This is a genomic window from Faecalibacterium sp. An122 (assembly GCF_002160895.1).
Taxonomy (GTDB): domain Bacteria; phylum Bacillota; class Clostridia; order Oscillospirales; family Ruminococcaceae; genus Faecalibacterium.
In genome coordinates this window covers 16529-29710 of the sequence record NZ_NFLL01000030.1, presented here as the reverse complement: position 1 = coordinate 29710, position 13182 = coordinate 16529, and the positions used below count along the sequence as shown (strand labels likewise).

At 55.4% G+C, this 13182-nt stretch carries 12 protein-coding genes and 1 pseudogene; 8 read left to right on the top strand and 5 right to left on the bottom strand.

Features of this window, described 5'->3' with window-relative positions; all coding sequences use genetic code 11:
- Positions 1-988 precede the first annotated feature (988 nt).
- The 4 genes and pseudogenes from B5E67_RS13220 to B5E67_RS13205 all read left to right on the top strand — a co-directional run.
- Positions 989-1186: pseudogene (locus B5E67_RS13220) on the top strand (type IIL restriction-modification enzyme MmeI); the annotation flags it as partial.
- A gap of 50 nt (positions 1187-1236) precedes the next feature.
- Positions 1237-1896 carry a hypothetical protein gene (locus B5E67_RS13215; RefSeq protein WP_087385639.1) on the top strand — a complete coding sequence of 220 codons (660 nt, stop codon included), beginning with the start codon at positions 1237-1239 and terminating at the stop codon, positions 1894-1896.
- Positions 1897-1935: 39 nt separating this feature from the next.
- Complete coding sequence (locus B5E67_RS13210; protein WP_087385638.1) at positions 1936-3384, top strand: ATP-binding protein; 1449 nt, start codon at positions 1936-1938, stop codon at positions 3382-3384.
- Positions 3385-3589: 205 nt separating this feature from the next.
- Positions 3590-4342: an ATP-binding protein gene (locus B5E67_RS13205; protein WP_087385637.1), complete on the top strand. Its 753-nt coding sequence runs from the start codon at positions 3590-3592 to the stop codon at positions 4340-4342.
- A 441-nt stretch (positions 4343-4783) separates the two neighbouring features.
- Here B5E67_RS13205 and B5E67_RS13200 read toward each other — a convergent pair whose 3' ends face one another.
- Together B5E67_RS13200 and B5E67_RS13195 are read right to left on the bottom strand one after the other, a co-directional pair.
- On the bottom strand, positions 4784-5266 hold the full coding sequence (locus B5E67_RS13200; protein ID WP_087385636.1) for a GNAT family N-acetyltransferase: 483 nt from the start codon (positions 5264-5266) through the stop codon (positions 4784-4786).
- A gap of 24 nt (positions 5267-5290) precedes the next feature.
- Complete coding sequence (locus tag B5E67_RS13195; RefSeq protein WP_087247602.1) at positions 5291-6598, bottom strand: L-serine ammonia-lyase, iron-sulfur-dependent, subunit alpha; 1308 nt, start codon at positions 6596-6598, stop codon at positions 5291-5293.
- Positions 6599-7222: 624 nt separating this feature from the next.
- On the opposite strand from B5E67_RS13195, the gene rny reads away from it, so the two are divergent.
- Entirely contained in the window at positions 7223-8806 is a 1584-nt protein-coding gene (rny, locus tag B5E67_RS13190) for a ribonuclease Y (RefSeq protein WP_087247604.1), read from the top strand.
- A 118-nt stretch (positions 8807-8924) separates the two neighbouring features.
- Here rny and B5E67_RS13185 read toward each other — a convergent pair whose 3' ends face one another.
- The 3 genes from B5E67_RS13185 to B5E67_RS13175 form a co-directional block, all read right to left on the bottom strand.
- Positions 8925-9155: a DUF4318 domain-containing protein gene (locus B5E67_RS13185; protein WP_242956994.1), complete on the bottom strand. Its 231-nt coding sequence runs from the start codon at positions 9153-9155 to the stop codon at positions 8925-8927.
- A gap of 45 nt (positions 9156-9200) precedes the next feature.
- Positions 9201-10151, bottom strand: coding sequence for an ROK family glucokinase (locus B5E67_RS13180; protein ID WP_087385635.1), 951 nt, complete (start codon positions 10149-10151; stop codon positions 9201-9203).
- Between the two features lie 192 nt (positions 10152-10343).
- Positions 10344-10535, bottom strand: a complete 192-nt coding sequence (locus B5E67_RS13175) for a hypothetical protein (RefSeq protein ID WP_242956992.1) — start codon at positions 10533-10535, stop codon at positions 10344-10346.
- 445 nt (positions 10536-10980) lie between these two features.
- On the opposite strand from B5E67_RS13175, the gene B5E67_RS13170 reads away from it, so the two are divergent.
- The 3 genes from B5E67_RS13170 to B5E67_RS13160 all read left to right on the top strand — a co-directional run bounded on the left by B5E67_RS13170 (position 10981) and on the right by B5E67_RS13160 (position 13154).
- The gene (locus tag B5E67_RS13170; RefSeq protein ID WP_087385634.1) at positions 10981-11838 is read left to right on the top strand and encodes a hypothetical protein; all 858 of its coding nucleotides are present in this window, start codon (positions 10981-10983) and stop codon (positions 11836-11838) included.
- Positions 11839-11970: 132 nt separating this feature from the next.
- Positions 11971-12570 (top strand): RICIN domain-containing protein, encoded by a 600-nt coding sequence (locus B5E67_RS13165; RefSeq protein ID WP_087247610.1) that lies wholly within the window; start codon positions 11971-11973, stop codon positions 12568-12570.
- Positions 12571-12665: 95 nt separating this feature from the next.
- A complete protein-coding gene (locus B5E67_RS13160; protein ID WP_087385633.1) occupies positions 12666-13154 on the top strand; it encodes an 8-oxo-dGTP diphosphatase in 489 nt (162 codons plus the stop codon).
- Positions 13155-13182: the final 28 nt, after the last annotated feature.

Below are 13182 nucleotides of genomic sequence, written 5' to 3'. Positions count from 1 at the left end.
GCGATCCGCTGTGCTGGGGTTTGTGGCTAGTCGAACGAATGCTAGGCTTGGTCATTGTACCTCCTTGTCGTTTGAGTAGCTCCTCCTTGGAGCTATGTAGACAAAGACGGCGCAGCCGAAGAACGCGCAGAGCGCGAAATATGAGCAGGGTTTGGGGAAGGCACTCCCCAACAAGTACGAACGGAGCGTGGGACGCAATTTCAATTTGTGAAATTGTGGCCACGGGTCGATACTTGCTTTCCGCTTTTTCCGTAAGTTTTGAAAATCCAAATAAAAAACAAATTCGGTTTTGAAAGCCGGGAGTGCAAATGTGAATCGAGATGTCTCCTGCTTGTGTGTTCGCCGTTCTCCCCGGATCAAGTTCCTGCCCCTGTTTTGCAGCGGCGTTATCAGGCTCGCCCGCAGCTCTGCGGGGTCATGGCGCTGTATCCAATCCGGACGGCTGATGCAGTTTTCAAGGTGCGGTGTAAAGAATTGCGAGCCGGTGATCGTCAAGCGGCTGCAAGTCTTTTAGAAAAATAAAAATCCGCCTCGCAGGGGCCAAAGGATTTTGTCGTAGATGAATGGCGGCAAAATGGTTCGGTGTGGCTGCGGGGCGGAAGATAAAATCGAATACAGGCTTTATGTAAGTGAAGTGATCGGATTTGTGATACAGGGTAGCATGGATAAAATCGAAAGTCAACGATTTGTCGAATGATTTGTAAGAGCCAACAAAAAAGACCCCAACACGTTGGGTAGAATAGAAATTTTTGTTTGGTGAAAAAATTCGGATTTTGTCGAAGAAAAAAGTCTGCTTTTTGAGAAGTTGGATGAAGCCTGTCTGGAAAATCCACGGGTAGGCGTTGCCGGATTGACAAAGAACTCAGCGCATGATTGGTGAAGATGTACAAAAGCAAAAGTCCGCCTGACAACGAATCTGGTCTGTGCTATAATTTATACTTAGAAAGTACAAAGAGATCAATTCGCATAGAGGAGAAAAACATCACAGACAGCCCAGGCCATTGTAGATGCGCGGGTGCTGTACCCGGGCAGCAGCCTGGCAGACCTTTACGACGAACCGACCATGCCGCCGGAGCTGCGCAAGGCCCACCAGAACAACGACCGCACCGTCATGCAGGCCTATGGAATGCCGGTGCGGGGGACAACTGAGTCGTCCTGTGCGGCAATATTGATGGAAATGTATTAGGCACTGGTGGAGAAGAAAAGCACCTAATATCAAGGCAGGAGGTGTAAAGAATGCAACGTGAAGAATTTTTGCGCAATTATTGGGCCTACTACCTGTTGCTCGAAGAAAAATTCATACATACCCTCAACTATGTAGAGCTGGCAAAAGAGAATTTTGGAACATATTCTAACGAGTATGCAGCTTTGATACAAATGATTGGTGCCGAATTGGACTCCTTTTTCAAGGTATACTGCGCTTCTGAGTTGAGCAATCACATGGGAAAACGCCCAAAAAAATTAAACATCATTGGTTATCGGGAATGTATCAAAAAGATTTATCCTGATATTGCAAAACAAATCGTAGAAGTTCGATCTGCAAATATAAAATTCTATCCGTACAAAACATGGCAAGTATGCGCGTCAAAAAACAATCAAAAACCTCTGCCGTGGTGGAAAGCTTTCACAAGTGTTAAGCATGATCGAGCAAACAATAAAAGTGTTGCTTGTCAAAAAAATGCACTTTATATTTTGGGGGCATTATATCTGCTCGAAATGAATTATTTGAAACGAAATGCAGACGAGAACAGGAGTAAAGATATTCCAGACGAAGAGTCCAACTTGTTTTTGTTGCCTGACTGGGATTTTAGATATGCGAATTCAAATGATCTATGTTTGGTGTCTTTAGAGAATTCAACAGCTATCGTAGCTGACATACCGGGTATATCGACATAATCTATATGGATTTAGACAAATCAGAAATGGAGGCTAAATTTGGCAAATTTTGAAAGATTAATCAATGAGTTGCGGAAGTATCCAAATGAAACGCAGTGGATCGAATTTAAGCACAATAATTATACTCCCAATATGATTGGCGAGGACATCAGTGCATTGGCAAACAGCGCGGCGCTGTATGAGAAAAACTGCGCATATATGCTCTGGGGAATTGATGATACAACACATGAGATCGTTGGCACTGAGTATAATCTCCAAACACTGAAAAAAGGAAATCAGGAACTTGAAAACTGGCTTCGGTCGCTTTTGTCAAGAAATGCTGACTTTGAGTTTCATTCGGTGCCAATGGATGATAAGACAGTTGGATTGCTCATAATATATAGAGCAACCAATCAAACTGTGACGTTTGAGAAGGTTGACTATATTAGAGTTGGGAGCTACACAAAAAGGTTGAATGACTACCCGGTTTTGCAAGCACAGGTATGGGATAGAATCCGAAATTCTAAATTTGAAGAACGCTATGCCAGATCAGATTTGGAATTGAGTGAAGCGCTCCGACTGCTTGATTATGGGATTTATTTTGATATTACAGGCATTCCTCAACCAGTAGAAGCAGATAAAGTCGCCCACTATATGCTGGAGGAAATGATCTTAGTCCGGCAAGACGATGGATTGTATTCCATTACAAATCTTGGAGCTATTTTGTTTGCCAAGCGCTTTTCAGATTTTCCTCGGATTTCTCGCAAAGCAATCCGAGTAGTTCAATACAGTGGGAATAATCGGTTGAATATGCTCAAAGAGGATATTGGCGGAAAAGGCTATGTGGTGGGATTCGAAGGATTGATGAAATACCTCCAAGCGTTGATTCCAACAGAAGAAGTTATTAGCGGGGCAATTCGTGAACAAAAAACAGCATACCCCATTTTAGCCATTCGTGAAGCTGTAGCAAATGCACTTATACATCAGGATTTTTCAATTACTGGAACGGGACCGGTTGTTGAGGTTTTCCAAAACCGAATTGAAATCACAAATCCTGGTACACCTTTGGTAGAGGTAGCACGTATTATTGATAATCCGCCACGTTCTCGAAATGAGAAGCTGGCAGCGTTGATGCGCCGACTTAGGATGTGCGAAGAGCTCGGAACTGGGTGGGATAAGATCACTATATCCTGTGAGTTGCAGCAACTTCCGGCACCAAGAATTCAGCTGTTTGAAGATAGTACCCGGGTGACGTTGTATTCTGAGATGCCTTTTTCCAGCATAGCACCCGAGGATAAAATTTGGGCTTGTTATCTTCATGCATGTATCCTGCAAGTGCAAGGGGAACAACTAACGAACACATCGCTTCGTGAACGTTTTGGGCTTAAAAGCTCTTCCGCTGGCAGCATTTCAAGACTGATCAAAGAGGCAGTGAACCAGAATTGTATCAAACCGCTTGATCCCACAACTGCTCCTCGCTATATGAAGTATGTGCCGTTCTGGGCGTAATCTAACTTGCCGGCAACTTGCTGCGGATAGCATAGAGACACCGGGAATCGACAAATAACGATGTAAAACCGTCGATTTTCTGAAAATTCAGTGGGGTAGATAAGAGATTTTAATTTGCCGGTAACTTGCCAGCCTGATTACGCTGCTGCAAAACGCCGAGGACTGCATCCGAAACAACAGCAAGAACCCCTGGAGCATCCGGGGGATGCGGCGGGAAGAGCGCAGCGATTATCCGTACAAAGCGGTCCGCGAAGTTTTGGTCAATGCGCTGATCCACCGTGACTATCAGATTTTGGGTTCCGAGATTCATGTAGATATCTTTGATGACCGCCTGGAGATTTTTTCGCCGGGTGGTATGATGAACGGTCAGCGCATTCAGGACATGGACCTCCATCACATTCCCTCCATGCGCCGGAACCAGATCATCTCGGATGTGTTTTCAAGGCTGAACCTCATGGAGCGGCGAGGCAGCGGCATCGACCGGATTCTCAACTCCTATGCCGAAGTCGCTCAAAAGCCGAGCTTCTACTCAGATTCCGACATCTTCCTGGTTACGCTCCCCAACCGGAGTGTGGCAAATCCGGCGCAAACCTCACTGGATGATGTAGCAACCGCAGCCCAAGATTTAGCGACCAACTTGGAAAGTTTAGCGACCTCGGGGCAAAGTTTAGCAACCTCCCCTGAAGATTTAGTAACCTCACAGCCGAGGACGCTGAAAGAAGTTGAGCAGGAGGCATTCAGAACAAGTCTGAAAAATCTGCCGATTTCCAGCGCTACCAGGGATAAGGTGGCGGAACTCTTCCGGCGCTATGGTTACGGGTATACGTTCCATTCCAGCAATGTGGCTGATATTTTTGGCGTTAAAGCGGCTGCTGCTACAGCAGCACTACGGAAACTCCGTAAACTAGAGGTGATCGAGTCCCCCAAGTATGGAGTCTATCAGTTTGTCAAGAAATAAAACAACGACCGCTTGCCACGCTTTGTTTGCGTGACGAGCGGCCGTTCTGTCTATCTCAAACCCTGCCGGAGAACCGGTGTAATATTTGTCCATATAAGCCCTCTGCACATTTTTGCACATAATTTGCACATTGAAACAGATAGATGATCGATGCAAAGGATGCGCTATATGCAAAATATGCAGAGAACAAAAATGTCAAAAATAACGTAAAATCGAATAAAATAACGCCAATACAAAAATCGGAGAATCGACGAATGTTGCTCGTTAAGTCCTTTTAATCAGAGGGCCTGGGATTTGAGTTCCCACGAGCGCACCAAGGAAAAAGCGTTGAATCGTAGATTCAACGCTTTTTCTTTTTGCCCACAGACTTGGATTGCTGCGGCCAGACAAAAAACCGGCCGTCCGCCCCGATAACAGGGAGCAGGCAGCCGGCTGGCAGATTCAGAAGGTCAGGCGCATCTGGTACCACACCACGTCCCCGTGGGTGGACTGGGAGATGCCCTCGCTGACAAAGCCGAATTTGGCGTAGTAGTGGACCAGACGGTCCTTGCAGGTGAGGACCAGGCCCCGGCGGCCCTGGGCGCGGGCTTCGCCGATGGCATGGTTCAGCAGGGCGGCGGCACAGCCCCGGCGGCGGTAAGCCGGCCGGGTGTCCACCCCGAAAATCATCTGCCAGGCCCCGGCCTCGTTGTGCAGGGCGGGGTCGTCGTACATGGCGTCCTCCAGGTCGGGGGTGTCGGTGACCATCCCGTTCACAAAGCCCACCATGGTGTTCCCGTCCATCAGGACCCAAAAGTGGTTGGGGTAGACCGCCAGACGGCCGGCCAGGCTGGCCGGACCGGCGGCCTCTGCCGGCGGGAAGCATTCCGCCTCGATGCAGCTCACCGCCTCCAGGTCATCGGGGCGCGCGGTGCGTATTTCCATACCGGTGTGTCCTTTCTGCGGGCCTCAGCGGTCCTGCATCATGATCTTGACGATTTCCTTGTCGGTCTCCCGCATGCCTTCGCGGCCCAGCTGGCTGACGTTGCGGATGGTGTTCTCCACGCCCTTGGTGACAATGCCGTCGCCCGCCAGGAACTGCTGGCCGTTCAGGTACATGTGATAGCCCATGATGCCGGCCTCCACGCTGGAGGCAATCTTGGCGGCGCAGCTGGGCTTGGCGCCGTCGCAGATGATACCCGACACAATGGCCAGAGAGTTCACCAGGGTGTGGGCGATGGCTTCGTAGTCCGCACCCTGGAGGTAGGCGATGCCGCAGCCCGCCGCACAGCCGGCGCTGACGGCGCCGCAGTAGGCCGACAGCCGGCCGATGCCGCTCTTTTCGTGAATGGCGATCAGATTGGAGACCGCCAGAGCCCGGTACAGCTTGTCCTTGGGAACCGCCAGGGCCTTGGCGTACTCAATGACCGGCACCGATACCGTGATGCCCTGGTTGCCGCTGCCCGAGTTGATGACCACCGGCAGCTCACAGCCGCTCATCCGGGCGTCCGAACCGGCGGCCGCCTTGGCAATGGCACGGTTGCGGACGTTGTCGCCGTAGAACTTGAGCATGGTGGAGCCGATGTTGGCGCCGTAGTCTCCCAGCAGGCCCTCCTCCGAAATCTGGGTGTTGTACTGAATCTGGGTGTCCAGCACCGGCCGGATGTCGGCCAGATCGCAGGAATTGGCAAAGTCCAGGATGTCGGCAATGGTCAGCAGGTTCTTGTCGGTGAGGCCGCTCTCGGCGGGATTGTCCCCGCCGCAGGTGGCTTTGGCCCCGGCGTCGGTGTTGTCCAGCAGGACCTGGCCGTCCTTTTCAATGTACACGATGTTGGTGTGGTACTGGCTGATCCGCACTGCGGCCGACTGGCTGCCGCTGGTCAGACGGATGATGATGTCAAAAATAATCCCGTTGTCCACCGGATGCACCGTGACCGGCACCTGCTGCAGGAACTGCCGCATCTGGTCTTTCTGCTGGGCACTGACCTCTGAAATGACTTCCAGAGCCTTGCCGGCCTGGCCCGCCACCACGCCGGCGGCCGCGGCGGCCTCGATGCCCTTCATGCCGTCGGTGTTGGGGACGATGACGCTCTTGACGTTCTTGATGATGTTGTTGCTGACCCCGATGTCCATGGCCTCGGGCAGGCAGCCCAGCACCTCCCGGGCCTTGGCGGCGGCGTAGGCGATGGCGATGGGCTCGGTGCAGCCCATGGCCGGGATCAGCTCCTCTTTCAGAATCTGTACATATGCCTGATAAAGTTCGTTTGTCTTATCCATTGCTCTTTTATCTCCTTCTGGGGCGGCGGCCTTATCTTGGTATAAATATACACATTCCGGGGCCGGATTGCAACCGGCCCAAAGGGCTTTGGGCCGGGTTTTGGGGCTGGGATACAATCCGGCAAAAAAATCCTGCATGGTTTCGCCTCCTTCCACTTGACAAGCGGATGGATGTTTCGTAAACTAATAAATAGTAGAAACAACGGGGTTCCAGGCTGCCTGACCAGCCCGAAACTCCTTTGGAAGGGCAGCGAGCGGCTGAGCCCGACGTCGGAGCGGGAGGCTGCGGCGCTGTCCCAGGGGTGTATCTTCCAGTGATTCGGGCGCTGTGGGCTGTCCTGCCGTCGGGCAGGGGGCTGCGGCGCCGTCCACGGTTTCGGTGCACCCCACAGATGCTGCTTGCAGGGGCGCTGCCCACAGACAAACCGAGCGGTCCAACGCTCGTTTCTATTTATAAGCTTGAAACTGTAACTTGGAAGCCGCCGACCCGTGCGCCGGTCTTGTTCCTGTGCGCGGTTTTGTTGTCTTTTTTGATCAAAGGCTCACTTATAGATAAAAGGTTTATGCCCGCGCGCTGCCGCAGCATCTCCGCAAACTATTTATGCATTTGAGGAGAACGAAACAATGGAAGCGACCACGATCATCATCACTGTCGTGATCGCCCTCGTTGCACTTGCTGTCGGCATTGCAGCGGGCTTTTTTGGCGGTTTCAACTACCGCAAAAAGACCGCTGAGGCCCAGATCGGCAGTGCAGAGGCCGAGGCAACCCGACTGGTCAACGAGGCGATCAAGACAGCCACCCAGAAGAAAAAAGAGGCCATTCTGGAAGCAAAGGACGAAGTCTTTCGGATGAAGGCGGACGTCGATGCCCAGAAGGCCGAGGCCGACCGGGAGATCAAACAGCGCCGCGCTGAGATCAGCCGCCAGGAGAACCGGATCGACCAGAAGGAAAACGCCCTGGACAAAAAGACCGAAGCCCTGGAAAAGCGGGAAGAAGAGGTCAAGAAGCGGATGGCGGAGGCCGAGGCACACCTGGCCGAGGCCGACGAGCTGCGTGCCAAGCAGATGGAGCGGCTGGAGATGCTGGCCGGCCTGAGCCAGGCCGACGCCCGGGAAGTGCTGCTGAACAAGGTGGACGAGGAGCTGACCCACGAGAAGGCTCTGCGCGTGGCCACCTATGAGTCGGACCTGAAGGACGACTGCGAGAACATCGCCCGCAACATGATCGCCCAGGCCATCAGCCGCTGCGCCGCCGACCATTCCAGCGAGACCACCGTCACGGTGGTGCCCCTGCCCAGCGACGAGATGAAGGGCCGGATCATCGGCCGCGAGGGCCGGAACATCCGGGCCCTGGAGACCGCCACCGGCGTGGATCTCATCATCGACGACACCCCCGAGGCCATCACCCTGTCCTCCTTTGACCAGACCCGCCGCGAGGTGGCCCGCATGACCCTGGAACGCCTCATCGGCGACGGCCGTATCCATCCGGCCCGCATCGAGGAGACGGTGGAGAAGTGCCGCCGCGAGCTGGAGATCCAGATGAAGAAAGAGGGCGAGCGCGCCGTCATGGAGCTGGGTATCCATGGCCTGCACCCCGACCTGGTGAAGCTGATCGGCCGTCTGAAGTACCGCACCAGCTTTGGCCAGAACGCCCTGACCCACAGCATGGAAGTGGCATGGCTGGCCGGCCTGCTGGCCAGCGAGCTGGGCCTGAATGTGACCATGGCCCGCCGCGCCGGCCTGCTGCATGACATCGGCAAGGCTCTGGATCACGAGATCGAGGGCAGCCACGTCCAGATCGGCGTGGATATCTGCCGCAAGTACAAGGAGAATCCCCAGGTCATCCATGCGGTTGAGGCACACCACGGCGACGTGGAGCCCAAGACCGCCCTGGCCTTCATCGTCCAGGCCGCCGACGCCATCAGCGCCGCCCGGCCCGGCGCCCGCCGCGAGAACGTGGAGAGCTACGTCCGCCGTCTGGAGAATCTGGAGGAGATTGCCTCCGGCTTCGAGGGCGTGGAGCAGGCCTTTGCCGTCCAGGCAGGCCGCGAAGTGCGGATTATGGTCAAGCCCGACGTCATTGGGGACGACCAGGTCATCCTGCTGGCCCGGACCATTGCCCACAAGATCGAGGAGAGCCTGGATTATCCCGGCCAGATCAAGGTCAATGTCATCCGCGAGAGCCGCGCTGTGGAATACGCCAAGTAATTCCGCCCAACCTTTCAAAAACAACAGCCGCCGCCTTTCAGAACGAAGGGCGGCGGCTGTTTTGTTTGTCACAGGATGGAGAAGCGGGTCAGGGCCTTCTCTTTATAAAAGGAACGTCTTATTTTTCCCTGCACTTGACGCCGTAGTTGCCCCGGCTTCCGCTCTCATATCCGCGGTAAATCTCATAGAGCTTCCCGTCGATGACGGCCTGGTCGTCGCCGGGAAAAGCACAGGACAGGCCGTTTTTCTCGCAGTAGGCGGCGATAGCCTGATGAGCCTTTTCCACCGTGGGGTAGACGTCGGCGGGCTCATAGGGAACCCAGAAGGCTTTTTTTAGCAGGTTCAGCATGATGGTACACTCCTTTTCTCATAAATTCAGGGGCTCAAATGCAGCTCAGGCGCCCACGATCAGACGGACGGCGCCGTAGATGCCGGCGTCGTTGCCCAGGCTGGCCTGCTTGATGGGGGTCTCCCGGCAGGACTTGAAGGCGTAGGTCTTGTAGCGCTCGGTCAGGGGCTGGAACAGGACGTCGCCGGCCCGGGCCACGCCGCCGCCCACCAGGAAGACCTCGGGGTCTGCGGTGGCGGCAATGATGGCCAGAGCCAGGCCCAGGTCGTCGGTCATCTGGTCCACTTCCTTGGCGGCCAGAGCGTCGCCGGCGCGGGCTGCGTCAAACACATCCTTGGCGGCAAAGTCGGTGCCCCGCAGGGTGCAGGGAACATCGGGGTTTTCTTCCAGCAGCTTCTTCATGCAGCGGACCACGCCGGTGGCGCTGGAATACTGTTCCAGACAGCCGTGCTTGCCGCAGCCGCAGACAGCGGTCTCGTTCTTGTTGACGGTGATGTGGCCGATCTCGCCGCCGGCCCCGTGGGCACCGTCGATGACCTTGCCGTTGACGATGACGCCGCCGCCCACGCCGGTGCCCAGGGTCACCATGACAGCGCTGCGGCAGCCCTTGGCGGCGCCCATCCAGATTTCACCCAGGGCGGCCACGTTGGCGTCGTTGCCCACCAGAACCTTCATGCCGTTCAGCAGCAGGGACAGGTTGGCGGCCACATCCTGCTGGCCCCAGCCGCCCAGGTTGGCGCAGACGATGGGCACCACGCTGGAATCCTGCACAGGGCCGGGCACGCCGATGCCCACGCCCTCGATCTGATCGGGGGTCAGGCCCTTTTCTTCCATTTTGCCCAGAACGGCCGCGGCCAGATTGGGCAGGATGCGGACACCCTTCTCAGAGGTGTCGGTGGGAACTTCCCATTTTTCCAGCAGAGCGCCGGCGGTGGTGAACAGGCCGACTTTGGCGGTGGTGCCGCCCAGGTCGATGCCGAATGCGTATTCCTTCATGATCCTTTTACCTCGCTTTTCGTCGGCCCGGATGCCCGGGCTGTACTTTCTATCAGTATAACATACTCAGCGAAAAAATACAGACCCTTTGCGATCTTTTTAACGGTCCCGGCGTTTGGACGCAAAAAGGCCGCCGCTCCGGCGGGAGACCCGGAACGGCGGCCAGCTGTCTTAACGTTGGCTCTGCAAAACTCAACGTGCTGCAATATGCATCTGCATGGAACGGCGGCTGCTTGCCCGCACCAGATGGCGGACCAGAGCAACAGGCCACAGCAGGGTATTGATGGCGATCTCGACCGGCTTGACATCAACGGTGTCCATACTGCTGATGCCGGTGAAGATCAGACAGGCGATGCCACAACCAAGAATGTAACAGTACAACATGTGCAAACCTCCACTAAAATTTTTTCGGCCGCAAAGGGCCTTTTTTATTTTTCAGGCCGGAAGAACCCGCGCCCTGATTTTACGTCTCGAGGGTGTTGCGCACCCTTCCGCACCTTTACTATACTCCAAATGAGCGGTAAAGTCAATGGGGTGATATGCTGAAATAATTGAAGGTATCGGGTGAATGAAAGTGTAATCATGAAAGTGATTCGGGGTAAAGTGGTTTACTTTGTGCCGCTAAAGCGAAAACGCAAAATGTCCGTTCGGCGAGGACAAAGAAGGGCCTTTCAGGCCATAAAAAGGCCGGTCTGTGCGCGCAATATGAACAAAATGTGAATACGGCACACCCGGCCGGGAGGGACGGAATTTGGTCTGCCCGGCAATGAAACCGAAGGCAGGAACGTATTTCCAGTAAAGAGAATGCAGCCGGAAGGAGGATCATACCATGAAACGATGGAAAAACTGGACCCGCAGGCTGACTTTGCTGCTGGCCGTGGTGGTGCTGGCGGCGGGGGCGGCCCTGCCTGCCGCCGCCGATATGGGCCCCAAGCCCTCGGTGGAAGTCGTCTTTCAGGGCTTGGAGGGTCAGCGCTTTTATGCGACCCTGCTGGGCAATGTCACCCAATATGGGCCCTGGTCGGCCAAGGAAGAGTATCTGGACTGGAGGGGAGACCCCGAGGCCTGGGATGCCTTTGTCCGCTATCCGGAGCCGGAGGGGTGGTATTTTCTGGGGAACTATGCCGACTGCACCGAGACCGGGCGGTTTGTGTGGAGCTATTATCCCCCCGAGACGTTCTATATTTTAGTCTGGCTGCCGGAGGAGGACCGGTACCTGTGCAGCACCGAGCCGGTGAGCCGCTACGCTTTCGACAGCCGGTTCACCGTGACGGCCACAGGGGAGGGCCTGACGGTCCGGTCCAGCTATGACTATGCCGGGGAGGTGCTGGGACTTTTGGTGCGGGCCGCCCTGACCATCGCCCTGGAAACCGCAGCCGCCTGGCTGCTGTTCGGCCTGCGGCGGCGGGATCAGCTGGCCCTGATCCTCAAGGTAAACCTGGTGACCCAGCTGGCCCTGAACCTTTTGCTGAACCTGTGCAGTTATTTCAGCGGCCCGCTGCTGACGGTGCTGGTGTATGGCCTGCTGGAGCTGCTGGTGTTTTTCACCGAGGGCTTGGTCTACGCCAGACGGCTCCGCTGGGCCGAGAACCAGAAGCCGCACCCCTGGCTGTATGCCCTGGGAGCCAATGCGGTTTCTTTCGCGGCAGGGTGGGAGCTGGCCCACTGGCTGCCGGGCGTATTCTGAAAATGCAAACACTGCGTATAAAAATTATCAAGAATAACTTAAAAAATTGTTCTTGTTGACAGATGCGGCCTGTGCTATTATAATAGTATCAACGTAACTGGCATTGTGCCCAGGGAAAGGAGCGGTCATTTTATGGCACGGGCATCGCAGGTTGTCTTATCAGAGAACGAATATTACCTGATTAAAGCACCCAACGGGAAGGTGCTGGAAGTAAAGGACTTCAGCACCGCCAACGGTGCATTCATTCAGCTGTGGGATTATGCCGGGCACCCGTGGCAGCAGTGGCGGTTTGTGGACGCAGGCGAAGGGCGCTGGCGGATTCAGAACCGATTCACCGGCAAGATGATTGACCTGGTCCAGGACGGCGTGGTGGAGGGCACCTGGCTGCACCAGTGGAGCCGCACCAGCGGCCTGAGCCAGTGCTGGGTGCTGGAACCGCTGCGCAACGGCCGGACGCGGATTCGCAGTGTGCTGGCCAACAAGTACATCGACCTGGTGGGCATGAACACCTCCAACGGCGCTCAGGCCCAGATCTGGCTGGAAGTCCATGGAGGAAACCAGGAATGGAATCTGGAGCGGGTGGACGACATCACCGCCCGGACGGCGCCCCATACCAATGAGGTGAGCTATTCCCATGGGCCCACCCCGGGGCAGCGCCGCCAGCAGGATGACCTGGTGCGGAAGCTGAACCAGTCGGGCCAGGGCCGCAGCCGCAAGGGCAGCAAGGCCTGACCATTTCAACAAAACCCAACGTCGCCCCGTCGGCATTCACGCCCGGCGGGGCGCTTTTTGCAAAAGATTTCAGATGTAAAGGAGAGGGAACGACCATGGCACTGGCACAGAATACAACCCTGTGTTATCTGGAACGGGACGGAGCGTGGCTGATGCTTCACCGCACCAAAAAGAAAAACGACTGCAACCACGACAAATGGATCGGGGTGGGCGGCAAATTTGAATCCTGCGAGAGCCCGGAGGAATGCCTCCTGCGGGAGGTGAAAGAGGAAACCGGCGTCACCCTGACCCGCTGGCGCTACCGGGGAATCATCACCTTTGTGCTGGACGGGGTGGGGGAGTATATGCACCTGTTCACCGCCGACCAGTGGAAAGGGGAACCCGCCTGCGGCGACAGCGCCGAGGGCGTTCTGGAATGGGTGCCCCGAGACCAGGTGCCCAGCCTGCCCATCTGGGAGGGTGACAAAATCTTTTTCCGCCTGCTGGCGGAGGAACGGCCCTTTTTCTCCCTGAAACTGTGCTACCAGGGGGATACCCTGACGGAAGTTGCCCTGGACGGCAAGGTCTGGGAAGGAAACGCCTGATGTCAATTAATCCGATTTTCACCGAGCG